Origin of the sequence: Salibacterium aidingense DSM 18341, assembly GCF_000429685.1 — a bacterium.
Taxonomy (GTDB): Bacteria; Bacillota; Bacilli; order Bacillales; family Marinococcaceae; genus Salibacterium; species Salibacterium aidingense.
On sequence record NZ_AUCI01000002.1, the window covers coordinates 161,643 to 182,986 of the forward strand.

The 21,344-nt window shown below is 45.5% G+C and carries 20 protein-coding genes; 9 read left to right on the forward strand and 11 right to left on the reverse strand.

Going from position 1 to position 21,344, the window contains the following annotated elements; all coding sequences use genetic code 11:
- Nucleotide 1 precedes the first annotated feature (1 nt).
- The 3 genes from G475_RS0102990 to G475_RS0103000 are packed head-to-tail and all read left to right on the forward strand — an operon-like array spanning nucleotide 2 to nucleotide 3,395.
- On the forward strand, nucleotides 2-871 hold the full coding sequence (locus tag G475_RS0102990) for a carbohydrate ABC transporter permease (protein WP_026699992.1): 870 nt from the start codon (nucleotides 2-4) through the stop codon (nucleotides 869-871).
- Between the two features lie 19 nt (nucleotides 872-890).
- Nucleotides 891-2,150, forward strand: a complete 1,260-nt coding sequence (locus G475_RS0102995; RefSeq protein ID WP_026699993.1) for a CehA/McbA family metallohydrolase — start codon at nucleotides 891-893, stop codon at nucleotides 2,148-2,150.
- A 12-nt stretch (nucleotides 2,151-2,162) separates the two neighbouring features.
- Complete coding sequence (locus G475_RS0103000) at nucleotides 2,163-3,395, forward strand: MFS transporter (protein WP_026699994.1); 1,233 nt, start codon at nucleotides 2,163-2,165, stop codon at nucleotides 3,393-3,395.
- Between the two features lie 273 nt (nucleotides 3,396-3,668).
- On the opposite strand, the gene mbcS is transcribed toward G475_RS0103000, so the two are convergent.
- On the reverse strand, nucleotides 3,669-5,258 hold the full coding sequence (gene mbcS / locus G475_RS0103005) for an acyl-CoA synthetase MbcS (RefSeq protein ID WP_026699995.1): 1,590 nt from the start codon (nucleotides 5,256-5,258) through the stop codon (nucleotides 3,669-3,671).
- Between the two features lie 163 nt (nucleotides 5,259-5,421).
- Here mbcS and G475_RS0103010 point away from each other — a divergent pair, with 163 nt between their 5' ends.
- Both G475_RS0103010 and G475_RS0103015 read left to right on the forward strand, forming a co-directional pair.
- On the forward strand, nucleotides 5,422-7,053 hold the full coding sequence (locus G475_RS0103010; protein WP_026699996.1) for an acetolactate synthase large subunit: 1,632 nt from the start codon (nucleotides 5,422-5,424) through the stop codon (nucleotides 7,051-7,053).
- A gap of 14 nt (nucleotides 7,054-7,067) precedes the next feature.
- Nucleotides 7,068-8,504 (forward strand): aldehyde dehydrogenase family protein, encoded by a 1,437-nt coding sequence (locus G475_RS0103015; RefSeq protein WP_026699997.1) that lies wholly within the window; start codon nucleotides 7,068-7,070, stop codon nucleotides 8,502-8,504.
- A gap of 242 nt (nucleotides 8,505-8,746) precedes the next feature.
- Here G475_RS0103015 and G475_RS0103020 read toward each other — a convergent pair whose 3' ends face one another.
- The 7 genes from G475_RS0103020 to G475_RS0103050 form a co-directional block, all read right to left on the reverse strand.
- On the reverse strand, nucleotides 8,747-10,054 hold the full coding sequence (locus G475_RS0103020; RefSeq protein ID WP_233275721.1) for a Glu/Leu/Phe/Val family dehydrogenase: 1,308 nt from the start codon (nucleotides 10,052-10,054) through the stop codon (nucleotides 8,747-8,749).
- A gap of 112 nt (nucleotides 10,055-10,166) precedes the next feature.
- Nucleotides 10,167-10,451, reverse strand: a complete 285-nt coding sequence (locus tag G475_RS0103025; RefSeq protein WP_035710041.1) for a spore coat protein — start codon at nucleotides 10,449-10,451, stop codon at nucleotides 10,167-10,169.
- A 10-nt stretch (nucleotides 10,452-10,461) separates the two neighbouring features.
- Nucleotides 10,462-10,656 carry a hypothetical protein gene (locus G475_RS0103030; protein WP_026700000.1) on the reverse strand — a complete coding sequence of 65 codons (195 nt, stop codon included), beginning with the start codon at nucleotides 10,654-10,656 and terminating at the stop codon, nucleotides 10,462-10,464.
- Between the two features lie 32 nt (nucleotides 10,657-10,688).
- Nucleotides 10,689-11,534: a manganese catalase family protein gene (locus tag G475_RS24145; RefSeq protein ID WP_035710044.1), complete on the reverse strand. Its 846-nt coding sequence runs from the start codon at nucleotides 11,532-11,534 to the stop codon at nucleotides 10,689-10,691.
- Between the two features lie 14 nt (nucleotides 11,535-11,548).
- Nucleotides 11,549-11,914, reverse strand: coding sequence for a DUF2512 family protein (locus G475_RS0103040; RefSeq protein WP_026700001.1), 366 nt, complete (start codon nucleotides 11,912-11,914; stop codon nucleotides 11,549-11,551).
- Between the two features lie 119 nt (nucleotides 11,915-12,033).
- Nucleotides 12,034-12,867: a manganese catalase family protein gene (locus tag G475_RS0103045; RefSeq protein WP_026700002.1), complete on the reverse strand. Its 834-nt coding sequence runs from the start codon at nucleotides 12,865-12,867 to the stop codon at nucleotides 12,034-12,036.
- A gap of 91 nt (nucleotides 12,868-12,958) precedes the next feature.
- On the reverse strand, nucleotides 12,959-14,188 hold the full coding sequence (locus tag G475_RS0103050; protein ID WP_035710047.1) for a DNA polymerase IV: 1,230 nt from the start codon (nucleotides 14,186-14,188) through the stop codon (nucleotides 12,959-12,961).
- A 228-nt stretch (nucleotides 14,189-14,416) separates the two neighbouring features.
- On the opposite strand from G475_RS0103050, the gene G475_RS0103055 reads away from it, so the two are divergent.
- From G475_RS0103055 to G475_RS0103065, 3 genes are all read left to right on the forward strand, one after another.
- On the forward strand, nucleotides 14,417-14,707 hold the full coding sequence (locus G475_RS0103055; RefSeq protein WP_026700004.1) for a hypothetical protein: 291 nt from the start codon (nucleotides 14,417-14,419) through the stop codon (nucleotides 14,705-14,707).
- Nucleotides 14,708-14,859: 152 nt separating this feature from the next.
- On the forward strand, nucleotides 14,860-16,113 hold the full coding sequence (locus G475_RS0103060) for an ATP-grasp domain-containing protein (RefSeq protein ID WP_051302118.1): 1,254 nt from the start codon (nucleotides 14,860-14,862) through the stop codon (nucleotides 16,111-16,113).
- 24 nt (nucleotides 16,114-16,137) lie between these two features.
- Nucleotides 16,138-18,117 carry a DUF4670 domain-containing protein gene (locus G475_RS0103065; RefSeq protein ID WP_026700006.1) on the forward strand — a complete coding sequence of 660 codons (1,980 nt, stop codon included), beginning with the start codon at nucleotides 16,138-16,140 and terminating at the stop codon, nucleotides 18,115-18,117.
- Here G475_RS0103065 and ablB read toward each other — a convergent pair whose 3' ends face one another.
- Both ablB and G475_RS0103075 read right to left on the reverse strand, forming a co-directional pair.
- Nucleotides 18,118-18,969 (reverse strand): putative beta-lysine N-acetyltransferase, encoded by an 852-nt coding sequence (gene ablB / locus G475_RS0103070; RefSeq protein ID WP_026700007.1) that lies wholly within the window; start codon nucleotides 18,967-18,969, stop codon nucleotides 18,118-18,120. It abuts the gene before it with no gap.
- A gap of 301 nt (nucleotides 18,970-19,270) precedes the next feature.
- Entirely contained in the window at nucleotides 19,271-19,654 is a 384-nt protein-coding gene (locus G475_RS0103075; protein WP_026700008.1) for a hypothetical protein, read from the reverse strand.
- Between the two features lie 220 nt (nucleotides 19,655-19,874).
- Here G475_RS0103075 and G475_RS0103080 point away from each other — a divergent pair, with 220 nt between their 5' ends.
- Complete coding sequence (locus G475_RS0103080) at nucleotides 19,875-20,204, forward strand: metal-sulfur cluster assembly factor (RefSeq protein ID WP_233275722.1); 330 nt, start codon at nucleotides 19,875-19,877, stop codon at nucleotides 20,202-20,204.
- Nucleotides 20,205-20,298: 94 nt separating this feature from the next.
- Here the strand turns inward: G475_RS0103080 and G475_RS0103085 are convergent, their stop codons facing one another.
- The gene (locus G475_RS0103085; RefSeq protein ID WP_026700010.1) at nucleotides 20,299-21,342 is read right to left on the reverse strand and encodes a zinc-dependent alcohol dehydrogenase; all 1,044 of its coding nucleotides are present in this window, start codon (nucleotides 21,340-21,342) and stop codon (nucleotides 20,299-20,301) included.
- Nucleotides 21,343-21,344 lie beyond the last annotated feature (2 nt).

Genomic DNA, 21,344 nt, shown 5'->3' on the forward strand with positions numbered 1-21,344 from the left:
AATGCAGGGTTCGCCCAAAAAATATCAAAAGCGAGTTAGTTATTTTCAATTATGCAATGGTTTATTTTTACTGGTGCTCATCCTCGTCATGATCATTCCGCTGATTAATGTGTGGGCGGTATCGTTTTCATCTGGTATCTCTTCTATGGAACCGGGTGTCAAATTGTGGCCTGCTGATTTTAGTGTGAGCGGTTATCAGAGGGTGTGGCAGACTCTTGAACTGTGGAGGCCGTTTTTCAATAATGTACTGGTTACTGTCATAGGAACAGCAGCGCATGTTTTGCTGGCTTCCATGGCTGGTTATGTACTGATTCATCCAAAATTGGTCGGCCGGAAGATCATCGTCTCCATGATTATGATCACAATGATGGTTCCTGCCGAAGCGATCATGATTCCTTTATATATCGTAAATAAAGAATTAGGTCTGCTGGACACTTTGGCCTCCCTTGTAATTTCGGGGTTGATTTCCGGTTTTAGTATTCTGTTAATGCGTAACTATTTTTTGTCCGTTCCATACAGCTTAGCTGAATCCGCTCAAATGGACGGGGCAAGTGATTTTAAGATATTCAGAAAAGTTTATATGCCAATGTCCGTTCCGGGGCTGGCCACCATTATGCTTTTTGAATTTGTGAGCCGCTGGAATCAGTTTACACCGGCACTGCTTTACATAAACTCCCCGGAAAAGTACACTTTGCAGCTTGCCTTAATGTCATTAATTGTGCCAGACGATGCAACCTCAAGCGGTGATTTTTTTGCTAACAATGTCCAGATGGCAGGGATCATGATAGCGATGATTCCTTTACTTGTTATTTATCCATTTGTCCAAAAGTATTTTATTCGTGGTATTAATTTAGGTGCAACCAAAGAATGAGGGGAAGGAAGAATAACAAATGAGTACGGAAGAAAAGATGGTTAAGGTTACAGCTGACCAAGAAGGCGGCTATATGGAAGTACCGTTTCACGTAGCAAGTGATACAGAAAAAGTAGAAGTGTCCTATTCAATTTCAAGGAGCGGTGCCACTGTTGATTTAGGAGTTTTGGATCCTTCCAGAATCCGGGGGTGGAGCGGAGGCGCAAGGGACCGTTTTTTTATAACCGAACATGCCGCAACTCCAGGGTATTTACATGGCTGTCTCGAACAAGGGGAATGGGCTGTTCTTTTAGGTCTTCACCATATCCCAGAGGATGGATGTGCTGTTTATATTACTATTATCACCGTTTCTGCAGAAAGAAGATGGCTGAAAGGCGATATGCATAGTCATACTGTGCACAGTGATGGGGAGTATACGCTGCCTGCCGTGGCGGAAATATTGAAAGAAAGACAACTTGATTTTATCGCAACGACAGACCACAATACGGTTACTCAAAACTATTTACACCCAACTCACGAAGATATTTTATTTATACCGGGGTTTGAATTAACAACGAATGCAGGACACAGTAATATTATCGGACTGGAGGACCCGGAGATTGACTTTAGAATAGCGGCAGACAGAGACATGGAAGCGGCTTTTAAAGAGGCGCGGGAAAAGGGTGCTGTTATTGTGATCAACCATCCTTTTCATAGCGGCTGTGAATGGAAATGGAGCTTAAACCTGCCATTTGATGTGTGGGAAGTCTGGAATGGTCCCTGGAGTGAAGAAAACCGCGAGGCTTTACAGTGGTGGCATGAACAGCTCTGTCTTGGTTATAACATTCCCATTACAGCTGGCAGTGATGTTCACCGCACAGAAAAATATGTTCAACACGGAATGCCTTCCACCTGGGTATTATCAGAAGGCAAAACAAAGGCTCAGCTTTTAAGCGCGATCAGAAAAGGCCGTATGTTTATAACGCACACACCGGAAGGGCCTGAGGTCGAAATGAGACATGGGGACTCTCTCCCAGGTGACACTGTGCCATATCCTAATGAGCATCCTCTGAAGGTTTCCATTCGTTCTTTAGAGGTTGATGATGACATTCATGTTATTTCAGATTATTACAATGAGTCGATCCAAATAAAAGAAGGAAAACAGTGGGAAAAGCAAATTTTGGTTGATAAAGAATTATTTTTGAGAATGGAAGTCTGGCGTTACTGCCCGGTGGTTGAGGATTATACGATGATATTGCTTACCAATCCTATCTACTTTACGCGAGATTCCAAGAAGTAACGGGTGGACTCGTTGGAACAAACAGAAATTGCTAAAAAGACCGATACTGCTTTACCACAACCAACAAAGCTGCTGCTTTCAATTAGTTTATTAAATGCTTTGGCTAATAATTTATCCAACATCTTTATTAATGTTTTTCTATTTCGTCTGACAGATCAAATAGGCACTGTCGTATTATTTAATTTAATGATGTATATTTCGTGGGTGCCGGCTTTTATATTTGCCGGCTGGTTAAGTAAAAAAACATCGCGGAGAAATGGATTAATTAGTGGCGGGGCTGCCCAACTGCTTTTTTATTTCTTTATTCTTCAATTCGGAGACCAAGCAAGTACGTATGTCATAGAATTAGGTATTTTATTCGGAGCAGGTTCCGGATTTTACTGGATTTCAGTTAATGTATTGTCCGTTGACTATACACATGAAAAAAATCGAGACTGGTTTAATGGATTAAACGGCACATTTGAGTCCTTTTCGAAAATGATCGGCCCTCTGGTTTCGGGATGGCTTATTTATATCGGAGATGGTTTTAGTGGCTACTATTTTGTGTTTGGTATATCTTTTTTACTTTTTATAATTAGTTTTATAATAAGTCTGACATTGTCCAAAGATAAGGATTATGCCCCTTTTCACTGGAAAGATATGCTGAAAGTTCACCGCTGCCGTTCTTGGAGACTATTGTCTTACGCGTTTATGGCAAATGCTTTTAGAGGCGGGGTGATCTCCTTTATCATACTCATATGGGTTTTTATGGTCACTAAAAATGAGTCTGCACTCGGTAATTTTTCCTTCATGTCGACCTCGCTTTCTTTTCTTATCTATTACATCATGGGAAGGTATGGGTCCTCAGAGCATAGGTTACTATACATGTTATCTGGCAATATTCTTATTGGATTAGCTCTTGGGGGGTTATTATTTGAAGTGAGTTGGGAACTATTGCTGGTATATGGCATTTTGTCAGGAATCAGCATACCTTTATTTGAAATGCCGTTTAATACCCTTGCCTTGAATAACATATCAGACTTTGATAAGAATGGGAAAAATCGGGTGGAACTTGTTGTGGCTAGAGAAATAGCGCTGAGTCTTGGCAGAATTACAAGTGTCTTTTTGCTTTATTTAATTTACTTAGATGACAATAATGACATCTGGATGTTACGGTTATTTATCATTTCCATTATCATAATCGGCCTCACTCCTAATTTTTTCTTACGAAGCAAAGACGTGGAAGAAGGATCCTGCCCCCAATAAAAAAGAGAATTAGAAATAAGAAGAGGTTGGGACAAAAGAAAGTGGTTCTGTTATAGAACCAGTAAGCCACGGAATCAAAATACATACCTCCGCTCAGAACGACACGTGTTTTGAGACTCGCAGGATGCGGCGGTTTTAGCCGATCCTCCTTTATTCAAGGAGGGCCCGGAGTATTTTGACGCAGTGATAAACAGTGATACCCAAAAATTCCCGAACGATTGATGTAAATCGTTCGGGAATTTTTGATCAATTATGGTTTTGTCCCAGTCTCCTTTACGCTCTGCGGTCGGGATCATTCTGTCTGAGTTCTATACGGCGGATCTTTCCTGTATTTGTTTTCGGAAGTTCGTTCACGAATTGAATCCTCCGTGGATATTTATAAGGCGCAGTTCGTTCTTTGGTATAATCCTGCAGTTCTTTTTTCAAGACTTCTTCTGCCCCCGGCGCCGGCTGTTCTTTTAATACAACAAACGCCTTGACGACGTTTCCTCGAATCTCATCCGGACTGGCAGTGACGGCGCACTCTTTGACAGCTTCATGATGGTTGAGGGCATCTTCTACTTCAAAAGGCCCAATGGTATAGCCGGAGCTGATAATAATGTCATCACTGCGGCCTTCAAACCAGAAATAACCATCTGAATCACGGGATGCTCTGTCCCCGGTTAAATACCAATCCCCCCGGAATGCCGCTTCTGTACGCTCGGGCTCTTTATAATATTCTTTAAAAAGGGCCGGGCAGTCCTTGTGCACTGCTATGTCTCCAGCTTGTCCCGCCGGAACGGATTTTCCATTTTCGTCAATAATATCAACCGTATTTCCGGGGGTAGGTTTACCCATAGAGCCCGGCTTAATGTCCATTCCAGTTAATGTTCCAACCAAAAGGGTATTTTCTGTCTGTCCGTATCCATCCCGAACGTTTGCATTAAATGCCTTTTTAAACGTTTCTATGACCTGCCGGTTCAGCGGCTCCCCGGCTGAAACGGTGCTGCGGAGTGCATCCATATCATAACTCTCCAGATGATCTACTTTTGCCATCAACCGGTATTCTGTCGGTGTGCAGCAGAGAACGTTAATACGCTGTTCGTCTAACAAGCGCAGATAGACATGAGGATCGAATGTACCATGATAAACAAAAGCAGTGGCACCGAGTGTAATAGTGGAGAGCAACGGGCTCCAGATCCATTTCTGCCATCCCGGGGCAGCGGTAGCCCAGACGATATCATTTTCTCTCACATCGAGCCATTCTTTCGCTGCGGTGCGAACATGAGCGTAGGCCCAGCCATGGGTATGTACCACAGCTTTTGGATGGCCGGTCGTGCCGGAGGTGTAGGAAAGAAAAGCGATATCCTCCCGTTTTGTTTTTTCTCCATGAAAGGTTTCCGGCTGTTGATCAACCAGTACTTCAAGCGCTTCCCATCCATCTTTTTCCCCTCCAACAATATATTTTTTTTCCAAGGATGGAAGCGGATCTGTGATATTGTCCGTCTCTTCCGTAGCTGAGTAAAACGCTACGACGCTCTTTGCTTCCGCATGTTGAACACGGTAAACGAGATCATTCGCCCGGAGCATCTCGGAGCAGGGGACCGCCACAATTCCTGCTTTTAAGCAGGCCAGGTGAATCATATAGGCTTCTGGCAGTCTTGGGAAAATAAGCAGGACCCGGTCTCCTTTTTGAATCCCGCCGGCTAAAAGCGCATTTGCATATTGGTTGGTTTTCCGGACGAGTTCAGCATAAGACACTTCTCTTCTGGCGCCGCTCTCATTCAGCCAGCGGACGGCTGTCCGCTTTTCCTCTCCGGAAAACATTTCCAGGTCGTCAGTAATATTATATGTTCCGGGTGCAATTAAATCTTGTCGATTCAATAATAATCCCTCCGATTATGATGGAATTCCCTCCTATTATACTAAAAAACTGCTCAAAGAAAACAATCAAACGGTCTTCTCCCTGCCTTTTCTTTTTTTTCGATGTTTAAAATTAATGTTCCTACAAAAAATAAAAATAACTTTACAGCAAAGGGTGTTTCACATGAAAGTGGCAGAGCTGCTTATTCAATGCCTTGAAAAAGAAGGCATTGAATATATGTTTGGGGTTCCCGGGGAAGAAAACCTGGATATAATGGATGCCCTTTTGGATTCACAGATTGAATTTATTGTAACAAGACACGAAACCGGGGCTGCGTTTATGGCCGGCACTTATGGGAGACTGACCGGTAAACCGGCAGCCTGTCTCGCGACGCTGGGGCCGGGGGCAACAAATTTAATGACCGGGGTGGCTAACGCCAATATGGACTTAAACCCACTTATAGCGATTACAGGTCAGGCTGGTTTGAACCGCCAGCATAAAATTTCTCATCAGCATTATGATCTGATCTCCATGTATAAACCGGTTACCAAATGGAATGCCCAAATAAAATCAACCGATATTGTACCAGAAATCGTCAGGAAAGCTGTACAGGTTTCTGTTCAGGATAAACCGGGAGCTGTTCATATTGACCTGCCGGAAGATATAGCAGGAAGGGAAGCAGACGGCTCCCCGCTGGACATTAGGATCTCTCCTGAAAAAAGAGCTCCAGAAAGCACGATTCATGAGGCGGCCCGCATGATAAAGAAAGCCGATCATCCTCTCATTTTAGCGGGCAATGGCATTGCCAGGTCAAATGCTTCAAAAGCGCTGCTGACCATGGTAGAGAAACTAAAAATTCCAGTGGTTCATACCTTTATGGGGAAAGGGGCCTTATCCTGGCGGCATGAACTCAGTCTGCTGACTGCCGGGCTGAGCGGCAATGATTATATAACCTGCGGTTTTAAACAGGCGGATCTGATTCTAACGATAGGCTTTGATATGGCTGAATTTCCTCCTGAAAATTGGAATCCGGACGGCAAAACCCCGGTCCTTCACATTGATGTAAATGAAGCGGAAACGGACGCTCACTATCCTGCCGTACTACAGGTCGTTGGAGATATAAACAACAACCTGGAAAAAATAGCCGGCTGTTTCTCATTACAAACAAGAAATAATGACTGGGTGCAAGGGGTAAGAAAACAGGCCCTGGAAGAATTAGACTCTTTTAAAAACAGTGACCATTTTCCAGTAAAACCGCAAAAGATCATTGCTGATGTACGGGAAGTATTGAAGGACAAGGATATCGTTGTCTCTGATGTAGGGGCTCATAAGATGTGGATGGCCCGCATGTATCATACGGTTTATCCGGACACCTGCCTGATTTCAAATGGGCTGGCTTCCATGGGGATTGCTGTTCCGGGTGCTATTGCCGCAAAGATGGTATATCCTGATCGTACGGTGGTTGCCGTCTGTGGCGACGGAAGCTTCCAGATGACCGGGGCGGAACTGGAAACAGCCGGGCGGCTGAAGGTAGCCATCGTCATTTTGTTGTGGAGAGATAACGGATATGGATTAATTGAATGGCATCAGCACCGTCACTTTGGGCGTACGTCCCACATCTCATTTGGCAACCCGGATTTCATTCAATTGGCCCGCTCCTATGGGTTCGAAGCCATCGAAATTAAGCAGGCCGGAGAAGTAAAAGAAGCCCTGAAAAAAGCAGCCGCTATGGAGAAGCCGGTGCTTATAGATTGTCCGGTGGATTACAGCGAAAACATGAAACTTACTGAGAAACTAGGAGATATTCTTTGCTGAGGAGGCAGATATACATGCGGATCGGATCGACGATTCAAGGAATCGAGCGGGCAGAAGAGAAACGTGAAACGATGGAAGTGCAAAATCCTTACAATCAGAAGAAAATAGCGGAATTGGCCCTGGCCGGGCCGCAGGATGTAAACGATGCGGTACAAAATAGTTATGAAATTTTTCATTCCAGGATGAAGGGAATGCCGGCGCATGAACGGGCTGAAATTCTGCGGAGAGCAGCGGATGCATTACACCAGAAACAGGAAGAATTTGCTGCGGTGATCATGCAGGAAGCAGGAAAACCGATTCGACACAGCCGCGAGGAAATAAAGCGTTCTATTCAAGTGCTCCGTTTTTCTTCTGAACTCTCCAAACATAGGACAGGGGAAGTACTGCCCATGGATGCTGCCATCGGAGGAGAAAACCGGGTGGGGCTTGTAAAACGGGAGCCGCTTGGAGTGGTAGGAGCTATTACTCCTTTTAATTTCCCTTTAAATTTAGCTCTTCATAAAATAGCACCGGCTCTGGCAGCGGGGAATACGGTCGTTTTTAAACCAGCGGAAAAGACCCCGGTTTCTGCTCATAAATTGGTAACTTTATTTCAGGAAGCCGGTCTGCCGGATGGAGCGTTGAATGTAATTATTGGCACAGGAAAAGAAACCGGGGAGGCGCTTGTCGCCCACGAACTAGTCCAGAAAATCACCTTCACCGGCAGTCTGCCGGTGGGCAGGGCCATCCGGAAAGCCGCCGGATTTAAAAAGGTCACCCTGGAGCTTGGCTCCAACTCCCCCAACATTATTTTTGCAGATGCCGAATTAGAAACGACCGTGTCGTCGCTGGTGAGAGGGGCGTTTGCTTTTTCCGGCCAGGTTTGTATTTCCGCGCAGCGTATATATGTTCAGCAGGAAATATACGAGTCGTTTCTTGAAGCCTACGTGCAGCAGACAGAAAACTTAACCCTTGGAAACCCGGGAGAAGAGAGCACGGATATCGGCCCAATGATTAACGAGGAAGAGGCAGAACGTGCAAAACACTGGATTGATGATGCCAAAGCAAAAGGGGCTGTTATTCAGACCGGCGGGGAGCGGAATGGGACCATGCTGACACCAACGATTATGTCAAATGTACAGTCCAATATGAAAATCATTGCAGACGAAGTATTTGCCCCGATCGTTTCTGTTATTCCATTTGAAACGGAAAAAGAAGCAGTGGAGTTTGCGAATGATTCCATCTACGGACTTCAGGCCGGTGTGTTCACAAAAGACATCGACCGTGCGATGCGTGTGGCGAATCAATTGGAAATCGGTGGTGTCTGGATTAATGAGATTTCGACCTACCGTCAGGACAACCACCCCTACGGCGGCGTGAAGCAAAGCGGAATTGGCAGAGAAGGGGTAAAATACGCCATCGAAGATATGACAGAAATTAAATTTATCGGCATCAAGATGGAGGACAAATAAGGAAGGGCTGTGCCCCGCCTTAGATAAAGGACAGAACGAGAATGAAAATGTTCATGAAACGGTGTTAGGGCACATTTTATCAGCGGTCTGTAACTTTTTTGTCTGTTACCTTTCGTTTCTGGACTTTTTATCCTGTCTTTTTCTTAAATTGTCTCTAATACGAAGCTAAAGGACATTCTCTTTTCCAGAATGCCCTTTAGCTTCTTTATGAGCTGTTGTCCGCAGGCCGCCGTTTTTGCCTCTTATCCTTCCAGCATTTTTTCATTTTCAATCCAGCCCCGGGCGTGAAGGGCTTTGACGATATGCCTAATGCCGGCAGTATAGGCAGCCTGGCGCATACGCATCTGCTTTTGTTCGCGGATGGCGAGCACCTGTTGAAAGCCAGCTGTCATTTTTTCAGTTAGTTTTTGATTCACTTCTTCTTCCTTCCAATAGTAGTTCATTGCATTTTGGACCCATTCGAAATAAGATACGGTAACTCCACCTGCATTACATAATATATCCGGGATGACAAAAATATCTTTTTGTTCCATGATTTCATCCCCCTGGGGCGTTGTGGGTCCATTAGCGGCTTCAGCGACTATTTTAGCCTGGATGGCGGGTGCGGTGTTTTTCGTAATTTGGTTCTCCACCGCTGCCGGTATTAAAATATCGACAGGCAGGCCGAACAAATCTTCATTGGTTAAAGGAGCAGCCTTGGGATACGTATGGATTCTGTTTCCTTTCTTAACGAACTCCAGTAAGTCCGGAATATCGAGGCCGTCTTGGTCAAAGATTCCACCGTGAGCGTTTGTTATGCCGGTAATTTTCACTCCGAGATCGTGTAAAAATTTGGCTGTCATGCTGCCGACATTACCAAATCCCTGCAGGGCTGCTGTCGCCCCGTTCATTTCCATCCCAAGCACATTGGCTGCTTCCTGAATCGTTATAGCCACTCCTCGTCCTGTTGCGGCAAGCCTACCTTGCGAGCCCCCGATAATAACTGGTTTCCCGGTAAGCATTCCAGGGATGTTATAACCCCGCAGCTTGTCGTATTCATCAATCATCCAGCCCATGACTTCCGGACTGGTATTCATATCTGGAGCAGGGATATCTTTTTGCGGACCGATAATAGGTGTTATCTTCTCGATATAGGCACGGCTCAATGTTTCCAGTTCACGTTTGGAGAGTGCAGACGGATCTACAATAATGCCGCCTTTCCCGCCGCCAAGGGGAAGGTCAAGGATAGCGGATTTCAAGGACATCCAAATGGAGAGGGCTTTGACCTCATCCATGTTCACGTCAGGATGAAAGCGGATACCTCCCTTGGTGGGGCCGAGAATATCGAGGTGCTGGGAGCGGTAGCCGGTGAAATTATGAATGCGGCCGTTGTCGAGCCGGATCGGAATTGAAACTTCCAGCACTCTCATCGGTTTTTTTAAAATGTGGTAAATGTTCTCATTCAATCCTAATGTTTGGATTGATTCCTGCAGCAATTCCTGCACAATCTCATATGGATTTTTGTAATGCGTGGTAATATCAGCTTCTGCTTTATCTATATTTGATTTCAATGAAAACAACCTCCTTATGCTGAAGTAACGTCTAAGCAGTCCTTCATTTTATGTAGAGGAACAGGAGGAAAGCCTGAAAAGATGGAACAAATTCCATCTTTTCAGAAAAATATTATTGATTTTGCTGTGGCATATTGTTTTGTTGTAATGTCTGCTGGGCGGCCTGCTGGTCCACCTGTAATTGTTCATTTAAATTATAGGGGTGGTAATATCCTTTGTTGATCATATAATCTGCCACCTGCTCATGAAAGTTGACAGCTTGCTGAAGCTGCTGGGTCAGTGTTTGCCTGACGTTCTGCGAAGCCGATTCTGTAATCGCATACGCGCAATTTCTAACTCCGGCTTTTGCGGCGAGCAGTAAGTCGGTTGCAGCACGCTGGTCATTCACATTCTGCATGATAACCCTCCTATTGATTTAATAATTGCTGAAGCTGGGAGATATTTTCTGTAGATGCCTGGACATCCTGCTGAAATAATTGCTGTAATTCCGGGTCCTGAACCTGATTCTGCATCATTTGTGATTTCGATAAGCAATTTGTTTTAAAGACAAGCATTTCATGAAGTTCTGCTTTTTCGTGTATTCCCAATCCCTGTTGATGCATCTGTTTCACCTCCGCGGTTTATTTTGTCCGCTCTATAGCTTTTCATTCACTGGATTGTCTGCAAATAAGGGAGTGTCGTGAACATACGCGGGCGCAGGATTTAAAGAAGGAACTTGTCCCATTGGCTGCGGGTTCCCATCGTATTCAAATGTGCCTTGATTATCCATGCTTTTGCCGCTTGCCCAGCGCCCGGTTTGACTTTCGGCTCCTTCTGAAAAATTCATGAAGGAATAGGCCACTTCCTGTTTTTCCTTTTCTTTTGGAAAAGTGGAAGGAACGACAGCGGACTGCTGTTGTTCTAACTCCTCAATAGCTGCCATCCATTGGTTTTGGTGCATGGTATCTCTGGCAATCAAAAAGGACAGCATATCTTTTACGCCGTGGTCTGTGGTGGACTCATACAAACGAACCACCTGCAGTCTGCCCTGGGATTCGGCATTTAGATTTGCGCGGAAATCCGCCAGCAGGTTGCCGCTTGCAATGGTATATCTTGAATTCCAAGGATAACCGGCACTATCGGTCGGCTGGGCTCCTAATCCCGACACAATGATATGCTGAGGATTCATGCCGCCCATGACTGCCCCCAACACTGGATCCTCGGCTGCATTTTCCTGGGTTTCTACAGGAGCGGAATCCAGCAATTGGGCGATCATGGTTGCCAGCATCTCGACATGGGCGATTTCTTCCGTTCCTATATCAAGCAGCATATCCCGGTATTTTTCATTCCCCCGGCAGTTCCAGCCCTGGAAAAGGTACTGCATGGCTACGGTTATTTCTCCGAATTGTCCTCCCAGCACCTCCTGCAGCTTTTTTGCGTATACGGGGTCTGGTTTATCGGGTTTTGCATGATATTGAAGCTCTTTTTTATGGTGAAAAATGATAACTCCCCCCTTTAGGAATATACTTTTGGATTTTTGGAAATAACGGAATTAACGACATATTTATGAAAAAACCATTCTCCTGCTCCGATGATGATTCCGGACAGCAGTGCTAAAAAAAAGGGCACGGACTCATTCAAAATAAACGGACCGACGAGCCAAATAACCAATGTGCATAATCCGATGTCAGCTAAGGTGGAAACGGTATTATTTGTCGCTTTTAATATTAATAAATCCCCGATGACATAAGCAGCTCCTGTTACTATCAACGTTAGTCCCACCATGTTCCAAAACGGATATCCTCCGGCCAGGGACAATATAATAAGCAGTACAACAAAGGTAAGCCCGGCTTTAATTCCTAATGCAATAAGGTGATTCATTGTTCTTTCCTCCTTTCTTCAAGGATAGGTTTTGTCAACCGCCGGCGGGTTATACCATGTATAAAAATAAAAAACATGGTTTCAGCCGGCGGCGAAACCATGTTTTTTATAGGTAATGTTTAGGCACGGAGCATGGGTGGGGTGTTATGCAGATAATAAGGAGCTGGAATTAAATAGGGACGCGGCCCGTACGGCATGGGGTGCTCTACATAGCGGAAGTAATATCTGTGATCTGGAGCGAGCCCCTGTGCCCACGGCCCCTGACTGCTTTCGTTTCCCTGGGAAGTGTTGTAAAAGTCATACGCCACTTCTTCCTTTTGAAGATTTCTCGGAAAGGTCGTTGGGACGACAATATCCCCTTCCGCTTCTTCTAGTTCTCGGATGGCAGCAATCCATTGATTTTGGTGAGCGCAATCCCGGGCGATTAAAAAAGATAATGTATCGCGTACTCCAGGGTCATCCGAGAGTTCATATAATCGGGAGACCTGCAGCCTGCCCTGGGATTCCGCATTCAAGTTGGCCCGGAAGTCTGCCAATAAATTCCCGCTTGCGATGGTATATTTTGCGTTCCAGGGATAGCCGACGCTGTCAGCAGGCAGTGCCCCCAGACCGGAAACAATAGCGTGCTGGGGGTTCATGCCGCCCATGACTGCCTCTATTGCCGGATCACTTTTCACTACCTGTTCCTGATCTTTGGCAGGGGCATTGTCCAGCAGTCTGGCTATTAACGTAGCAAGCATTTCCACGTGTGCTATTTCTTCTGTTCCAATATCAAACAGCAGATCCCGGTATTTTGGATCGGCCCGGCAGTTGAAGCCCTGAAACAGATACTGCATCATGACGGTAATTTCCCCGTACTGACCTCCTAATACTTCCTGCAGCTTTTTCGCATAGACTGGATCTGGAGAAACAGGTTTGGCATTATACTGTAAGTCTTTTACATGGTAAAACATGGTTACACCTCCAAGGTTTTTTCAGATTAGCCTATGCCTATAAAACTTGTCTCTTTCGAAGAAAGTCAGGGATTGTGTAATAAAATTCTCGTTATTTATAATGGCCGCCGATTTTCCGTGCCCGTAATGAGGCCTGACCGGCACTGGTAAGAGAAGAGGCCCGCAGGACGGCATCACTGCCGAAGCGGTTTTTTAAATGATCGACGGTGTGATTTAGTCTTTCTCTGTCCTGAACGGGGTGAAAGAGAGAAAGCTGGCGGAAAGCATCGGGGATAAGCTGATCCAGAGTGATTCCGATACTGCGGAGGGGAAAACCGTCCCAGTGCCTGTTAAATAAGCGGCATACTGTCTGGTAAATTACGGTTCCGTCGTTTGTATAGTCCATCAGCTTGTGCTGACGGTGAAAGCCGGCGGGGAGATCAAAGTCATGTCCGCCTGCCCCGATCGTCACCGTGCTTCCCATATAGCCGTTGGCCCGCGCCCGGCGGGCCACTTCTTCGCTCAGTTCGAGCAGAACAATTTTGATGTCGTTCCAGCTGTAATAATCACGCGGGAGGGTCATATGGTGGCCGATCCCTTTGCGGTGAATGTGGGTATCCACCGTGACGGGAGAGGAATCCCGGCCATAAGCCGTATGCCACAGTAGTTCCCCGTTGAGGCCCCAGCGTTTTTTCATCTGTTCCAGAGGAAACTCTGCAAGCTGGCCGATAGTACGGATTCCTATACTGCGTAAATGGTGTTCCATCCGGCTTCCTACTCCGAATAAATCACCGATGGGGCGGGGCCATAACTGTTTTTTCAGATTGGAAAAAGAGAGGGTGAAAATCTCTTCCGGTGTTTTTTTAGCAAAATGATCACATGCCATTTTAGCCAGCACCTTGGTCGGGCCAATTCCGACCCGGGCGTTGACACCGAGCATTCGTTTAATCCGGCGTTTCATCAAATAGGCGGCTGTATAGGCACTGTCATAGTTTTCAAGCACATGGGTCATTTCTACAAAAATTTCATCCACACTGTAAGGTTCCACCTGATCACTGAACGTTTCCATCACGGAGGCAATTTCGACAGAAGCGTCCAAATAGGCCTGCATCCGGGGTTTAATGACGGTGAGATGCGGACATTTGTTTTCGGCTTCCCATAAAGCTTCCGCTGTCTTTACGCCCCATTTTTTGGCGACCGGGCAGGCTGCCAGAATCACTCCGCTGCGGATCTTTGGATCCCCTGCCACGACGACCGGTTTATCTTCCAGCTCCATTTGGTATACTTTTTCAAAACTGGCGTAAAAAGACTGCATATCGATTAAAAACACGGTACGTTCCATGGGATATCGCTCCATGATAAAAGGTATAGATTTAGTATATGGGAACAGGAGTTCTTTTATCAAGCGGAGATGTTTTCCAGTAATAAAAAACAAAAGAGAAGAAGTTTGACCTGCTCCTAGTGTTTTCCCCGCTCCTTGATACCAGAGCCTTTTGTAAATTTTATGTTTAAAATGACATCAGCAGGGAAACGAACAAAAACGTACGGTATAACACAAAGGAGGCTCATGATGAAAATTGATAAGGTATTTTTAGGAAAAGATGAAAGAATTACATTTGATACAGGAGAACTCACCGTGAAAAATGATGATCCCGAAGATTGGGAAGCTGTTCTATACGGTGTTGAAAATCAGCGCTTTTTCATGGAAGCGTTGAGAGACAGCCGCAAAGAACATCTCATTTTTGAAACCGAAGCTGGAACAATGGATGGTATGGTAGCTGTGGAAGGACTGGATCCGGCTGCAGCAGAAAATGTAGTGACAGTAACAGGAACAAGCACATTAAATGGTTACAAACAATAGTAAGAACAGGCAGAACCCGGGCTGGGCGGACAGCCCGGGCTTTTTTATGCAGCAGAAAGTTTTCTGAAGAAACAAGTCATAATCTTTTGCGTTCCAGGTAAAAATAGCATTATGCAAACAGCTAAAAGAGACAAAGAAGGGGATGCGAAAGTATGACAAACACAAAGCAGGACATCGATTACAAAACAGCTTTGATCGGATGGAGCCTGCCATCGATAGAAGCCATGGATCAGCTCCAGCGCCCATTTGTTATTGTAGGTCCGCCTCATTTTCAGGAGTATGCGGACAAATATGACCTTCCTTTTATAGCGTGGGATTTTGATCATTATAAAGAAAATTATTCGATGGAAGACGTTTGTGATCAGTGTGAAGGGCTCTATCAGATACTGAAGGAAGAGAATGTCGGATTGGCGATCCCATTATTCGAAGATACGGTGGAATGGGCGGCAGGGATTAATGCGAAACTTCAGGATGATCCAAAAATTTTCCGCCATTCTCTGCTTTTCCGCCATAAAGGAAAAATGAAACGACGGGCGCTGATGGGAGGCTTGAAAGTCGGTGTATTTGAAGAGGCGGAAAATAAAGAGAATGTCAGGCAGTTTTTCCGGCGTGTGAATGACGCCATGCTCAGAGAAGGCGAAGAGGAACTGGAGCCTATACATTTCAAAGCCTTTGATAAGGCAGGAGATGCAGGGCATCGTGTTATTCGATCGGAGATGGATATCAATCAATTAGAAGATAATGCCTTTCCAGGGCTGTTGGAAAGCCATTTAGACGGAGTGGAAGTCTCCTGTGAAGTATTTATTCACAATGGAAAAATACAGTTTCTTAATATTACGGAATATATAGTCTTTGGATATTCCATGATGGCGCCCCCCTCGCCGGAAATAGAAAAGCAGCGCAAAAAAATAAGAGGAGCGGTGCAGAGACTGATTAACGCGTTTGATATTCAATACGGTCTTATTCATCCAGAATTTTTTATCGACGAAGAAGGCAAAATTAGTTTTATTGAGGTGGCGGCACGTATACCAGGCGGGAATATCTTTGATTTAATTAAAAAAACGTATCAGTTTAATCCGTTTCAGGCCCATATTTTATGTTCGGATCCCAACACCACAGAAGAAGAACTGAAAGACTTTTTCCCTAAGGAGAAAAAAGCCAGAGGGCATGCCGGCAGTTTGATGGTTTATCCAAGGGTCGAAAATATTGAAAAGCTCAATATTCCTCAGGAATTGGAAGAGCACCCAGGTTTTGAACGGCATACGATGTTCACACCGGTCCAGCGTAAAGTGCCTGAGACGGAAGGGTTTGGAAACCCGCATGGCGTTGTGTTTTTTCACCATGATCATCACGATCATGTAAAACAGCCGCTCCGGGACTATGCCGATTATGATTTTTATATGTAATAACGAAAAGGGAAGGTGATAAATATGGCGGTTCAAATGAATACCGGCGGAGAAGACGCTACGCTTCAGGAAGCGTTTGAAACCTTGAATCAGGCTGCACCTTATGCCAAAGACATGTATCAGAATCACTTTTTTCAGGTCGCTAAAAAACTGGCAGAATCAAGGGAAGGCATCCAAAAATTATATGACTATGCTCCTCAATTTCATGAAGCAGGGGTGTTTGAAGGAGGGCCGTGGGAGGATCCTTCTAAACTGCAGCCGGCTCTCGTGAATGGATCGCTCCGGGTCGATGGTCTGGAGTCGATTGTGGCCTTGTTAAGTGAGCTGCGGATGATCGCCCTGGCAAAAGAAAAACACACCCATCCGGAAGTAAGTGCCCGGGACGCCAAAAAGTATCTAAATGAAGTAATGGCAAATAATCTTGATTTTATTTTTCCGGAAGAAAGTGGAGAGGAAGCGGAACAACAGCAGCAGGGAAAAGAAACAGAGCGGGCGCAGCGGCTGTTTTCCTTGATGGTGGACGAATTGTCGCTGCAGTCCATTTCAAGTACCTTAATTGATGAAATTAAACGATTGATGGTCCAGCGGCCCATTATGACGGAACGGATCCGCCTGATGATCCGTAAAGCGGAACAGCTGCTGCATGAAGATGTAGAGGAAAAAGACAGGCAGGAAATTGAACGGTTCCACCAAGCCATTTCGACGGTCACAGCCCGGTCGAAAGAACATGACCATGTCAGCGGGTACCGGAAACAGCTTCAGGATCTGGACAAAAATGAAAGGAGCGAAGAGGCTGCTGCATTTGGAGAATCCATGCGGGAGACGGGACTGGTATCTCCGTATCACGTGGCCCTCGTTCGTTTTTTAAACCGAAACGGCGAGATAAAAACATTGCAGAAAGCGCTTGGATTAAGCAATAAAGGATATTCCAACCTGGAAGAGCATTTCGAAACCGTGCAGGAATTGATAAAGGTGGCTATCCACCTTCCGACGAGACAGTCCCTGTACGGCCTTGCCCGTATGCTGGAACGTGGTGTGTTATCCCAGCCGCCGGTGCTGCCGGGACTGCGGCGCTTAATAGAACTGGATATCAAGCAGGATGTGCGGAAAACATTAATGGAAGCTACAAGCAGTGAGCAGGAAGGGCTGACCGCTAATGACGTACTGACAGCCGGCGTGATCAGTGTGCTGGGGCAGCCGCTTGGGATCGGTCAGGGACTGAATCCTACCTGTCAAAGTGCCCGGGCCCTCAGTTTATGGGCGATCCATGATCCAGGGTATCTGCTTGAGCTGATTCCAAGAGCTGCACGGGATGGCGATATAGATATGACATTCGAAGGAGCACCAATCCATTCCGAAAATCTGCCGGGGGGTCTGGCACCGGAACTCCATAAGGAATTAGACCCCGTATCGCTGGTATTGGTTCCCCATCTGGACAGAATTTACGCAGACATGGTGCGCAGGGTTCAATTCCGGGGGGATGATCCGCATAAATGGGTGAATCCGGCCTTTTACGGGGATTGGATTGCGAAAGGATTCAGCAAAGTTTTTCAGCATAACACCCAGAATGTAGTCGATTATAGAGGGTTCGTCCGCCTGTTTTACGCGACTCATCATCGAGAGTATAACGAAGGACACGAGTTGATTTACCCTAATCCGGTAGGAATTTGCGTGACGACCGTGTATGGAAATTTTCTAGGGTTTCATGCCATAACCATACAGCGGATTGCCTATGATCCAGACGATACGTACCGGGTATATTTTTATAATCCGAATAACGATAGTTCCCAAAACTGGGGCCAGGGAATTGAACCCAGCGTGCGAGGACATGGCGAAAAAGAAGGGGAATCGTCCCTTCCTTTTCATGAATTTGTATCGAGGTTGTATGCTTTTCATTATAATCCATACGAGCAGGGGGACGCGTTTGCGGTAGAAGATGAAAAAGTGGAAGAAATCGAACGTCTTGCCCGCGAAAGCTGGGGCCAGAAATTTCAATGGGTATAGTCAGGATAAACGAAGTTGTTTATACCAGACATTCATGGACTCCAGCTGCCCGGAAATATTACTGTTACGGATCATTTTCCCCCCGTATCGAAAACCGTGGTAAACGTTGACCAAGTTCATCCCTAAAGAAAGCGAGCGGGAGTAGGAAAACAACGTCCACAAGCCTTTCTGCTGCATCAGTTGAATAAGGTAGGAAAATTGATAGCTCAAAAGCCCCTGGTTGCGGTGGGAGGGGTGGGTGGCGCAATCGCTCATCTCCGCGCATTGAAAGGGAACCAGTACATCGGAAGAACAAGCGCTGACGATAGAACCTTGGTATTCCACTACGGTAAAGAAAACCTGTTCTTTCATCACATCACGAATAAAGGACGGATCATGCATAGGAGTGGGGTAGGTTTTGAATACAGATCGATACAATTGCGCCATCTCTTCCGCATCTGCTTCTGCAGGGTGCCGCATAGAATAGAAAGCGGGCAGATTTGATCTGCCTGCTTTTTCTGGTATCGTTAATACATCTTTCAAGACTTTCTGTTCTTTTTTAACATCTACATCCCGGTATCTATCCGGTTGAAGAAACCAAGCATAAATATCGGCGTCTTTCCCTTGAAAAAACCCTTTAATCTTTCCTTCCCAAACGTATGGCTGCTTTGTGAAACGATGTCTGTCTTCCGCTTTCACGTAGAAAATCAGTTTATCACAAAGCTGATCAGAAGCAAGTTTTTTTAATGAAAAAAGAAACTCCTCCATCTCCGTAACGGGCGGCAGGGCATAGACCTTTATCCGTTGACTGAAAGGTTCAATGACCGTGTGATCTTTCAGATGAATCGAATAGCGTTCCGTGAGGATATTCATGCTGGCCCTCCGTTTTCTATAAAAAATCACCGCTGTGCCGGCGTACTATACAATATATACGAAGGAAGCGCGAAAAGTAGAATAGAAATTTTCAAATTCATGCCGATTTTTGTATAGAAAGTGACGCAAATTTTTATCCTCTGTTCATCGTGTTAGGCGGTTTAGTTTAGGAAAAACTCAAAACGAACGGAGTCTGGGCAGGCTTTCCCAGACTCCGTTCTTCTTAAAGATAAGTTATTTGAAAAATTTTAGAACCATACGCTTACCTTCCGCTTTTCTTAGGTGAAGCGCATGGTTATATTTAACTGCAATCAACATTGATGGGGGCTGCATTTGTATTCTTTCCGGTAACCACAGCAAATCCTGTCACGGTGCGGCCATGTTTCTGTAAAAGACGGATGCTCAAGTTTCTGGAGACCTTATCCGGGGCAACGACAAAAACACGGTCCGCATCGATGGTCTGAAGATGCCGTTTTAAATAGGGGTAGGGGAGAGTATAAGCTTCTTTCACTGGAAATCGATCCGCTTCCTGATAATCACGAATATCTAGAATAACCGTCCCTTCCGGGACAGGTTTTTCCGGAAGCGGAGCGCATTTTACACCGAAAACCGGCATCCAGCGCTGATAAGAGAAAATAAGGATGGAAAGACAAACGATTCCAAGCAGGAGAGCTGGCCACATCATTAAAATAGTACCTCCATTGCTTTTTCTATGAACCTTCTAACATACAGGATTCTATATGCATGACCTCCTGAAAGCAAGTGAAATGCATGTCATACAGCATTAGTTAGTATACTATAAGGACAGGGTATTCGGATAGGGGTTCAACCAACGAAGACAAATTAATTTTGAAAAAGAAGAATGTTTGTTACAGTAGGGATAAGTGATAAAAGGAGGTGATGGGATGTCAGAGGAAATGACGGAACTCGAAGAGAGGGTAATGGCAGAGCTTGAAAATGTAACGGACCCGGAACTTGGGATAGACATCGTGAATCTCGGCTTAGTTTATGGAGTGGATGTCGATGATAACAAAGACGCGAAAATTACGATGACCTTAACCGCGATGGGTTGTCCGCTTGCTGAAACAATTGTAAGCGACATTAAATCGGCACTGAGTGAACTACAGGACTTTGGCGAGCTTCATGATATTGATGTCAATATCGTATGGGATCCGCCGTGGAGTAAAGACAAAATGTCCCGTTACGCGAAAATCGCATTGGGAGTTCCAGATTAACGTAAAAACCCGGTTTGTCACTACTTTGTGATAAACCGGATTTTTTTATTGAGAACGGGGTCTGAGCCCGTTTTCTTAGCTGTAAGAGATGCTGTTATGACTGCTGAGGCTGGACGATGCATTTCAGTCCTTCTTTATTGCCGGCGGTACGGAAAGCAATATCGGTTTCGTATAATGGAAAGGTATGCGTTACAAAAAAATCAAAGTTAATGAGCTTCTGGTCAATCCAGTGGACAGCTTCGACATGAAGATCACGAGGAGCCCCATGGGTTCCTATTACTTTTAACTGTTTGTATATAATTTTATTTGTATCAAACACCATCTCTTTTTCTCCTTTGATGCCCGCAAAAAGCAGAAGAGTCCCGGTTTTTTTTACAACATCCAATGCTTCATTCTGAACATACGCAGAAGGGGCTGTAATGATAGCTGCGTCAGCGCCAAGATTGTCGGTTTCTTCTTTAATACGGGCAGCGGCATCTGTGCTCTCCGGATTAATAACGAGGTCAGCACCAATTTCCTCCGCTTTCCGGCGTCTCGCAGCGGAACGCTGCACGGCTATAATTTTATGGGCCCCCATCCGTCTTAAGGCGGCAATATACATACAGCCGATAGCTCCGGCTCCGTAGACCACTACAGTATCTCCGGCTTTGGGCTGCATCTCTCTCAAACCGCTTAATACGCAGGAAAAAGGTTCTGACAAACAGGCCTGCTCGTAGGAGGTTGTATCGGCGATTTTCTGGATAGAACCATGGTTTACAAAATCACTGGGAAGCACGACAAATTCGGCAAATCCTCCATCTGTCTGATAGCCGATGGAGTGTCCTTTAACACAGTGATGGCCCATGTTTTTTTGACAGTACACACAGTTCCCGCATGGAAGGTGGGCCCCAAGAGTGACCCGGTCTCCTGCCTGAAAGCGGGAAACAGAACGGCCGGTTTCGATAATTTCCCCGGCTATTTCGTGACCAATCACTCGAGGAAAGGCAACTCTTGGGTCTCCGTATTTGTAGATGCGCAGATCTGAACCACAAATACCAATGGCATACACTTTCAGCATTATTTCATCCTGCTTTACGGAGGGCACCTCCATTTCCCTGTACTCTAGTGTTTCTTTGTCTGTCAAGGCCACCGCGTACATAA

Excerpts from the sequence above, each read along its gene's own strand:
- G475_RS0102990 (WP_026699992.1), top strand. The coding sequence starts at position 2 with ATGCAGGGTTCGCCCAAAAAATATCAAAAGCGAGTTAGTTATTTTCAA.
- G475_RS0102995 (WP_026699993.1), top strand. The coding sequence starts at position 891 with ATGAGTACGGAAGAAAAGATGGTTAAGGTTACAGCTGACCAAGAAGGC.
- G475_RS0103010 (WP_026699996.1), top strand. The coding sequence starts at position 5,422 with ATGAAAGTGGCAGAGCTGCTTATTCAATGCCTTGAAAAAGAAGGCATT.
- G475_RS0103015 (WP_026699997.1), top strand. The coding sequence starts at position 7,068 with ATGCGGATCGGATCGACGATTCAAGGAATCGAGCGGGCAGAAGAGAAA.
- G475_RS0103025 (WP_035710041.1), bottom strand. The coding sequence starts at position 10,451 with ATGCAGAATGTGAATGACCAGCGTGCTGCAACCGACTTACTGCTCGCC.
- G475_RS0103030 (WP_026700000.1), bottom strand. The coding sequence starts at position 10,656 with ATGCATCAACAGGGATTGGGAATACACGAAAAAGCAGAACTTCATGAA.
- G475_RS0103040 (WP_026700001.1), bottom strand. The coding sequence starts at position 11,914 with ATGAATCACCTTATTGCATTAGGAATTAAAGCCGGGCTTACCTTTGTT.
- G475_RS0103045 (WP_026700002.1), bottom strand. The coding sequence starts at position 12,867 with ATGTTTTACCATGTAAAAGACTTACAGTATAATGCCAAACCTGTTTCT.
- G475_RS0103050 (WP_035710047.1), bottom strand. The coding sequence starts at position 14,188 with ATGGAACGTACCGTGTTTTTAATCGATATGCAGTCTTTTTACGCCAGT.
- G475_RS0103055 (WP_026700004.1), top strand. The coding sequence starts at position 14,417 with ATGAAAATTGATAAGGTATTTTTAGGAAAAGATGAAAGAATTACATTT.
- G475_RS0103060 (WP_051302118.1), top strand. The coding sequence starts at position 14,860 with ATGACAAACACAAAGCAGGACATCGATTACAAAACAGCTTTGATCGGA.
- G475_RS0103065 (WP_026700006.1), top strand. The coding sequence starts at position 16,138 with ATGGCGGTTCAAATGAATACCGGCGGAGAAGACGCTACGCTTCAGGAA.
- ablB (WP_026700007.1), bottom strand. The coding sequence starts at position 18,969 with ATGAATATCCTCACGGAACGCTATTCGATTCATCTGAAAGATCACACG.
- G475_RS0103075 (WP_026700008.1), bottom strand. The coding sequence starts at position 19,654 with ATGATGTGGCCAGCTCTCCTGCTTGGAATCGTTTGTCTTTCCATCCTT.
- G475_RS0103080 (WP_233275722.1), top strand. The coding sequence starts at position 19,875 with ATGTCAGAGGAAATGACGGAACTCGAAGAGAGGGTAATGGCAGAGCTT.
- G475_RS0103085 (WP_026700010.1), bottom strand. The coding sequence starts at position 21,342 with ATGTACGCGGTGGCCTTGACAGACAAAGAAACACTAGAGTACAGGGAA.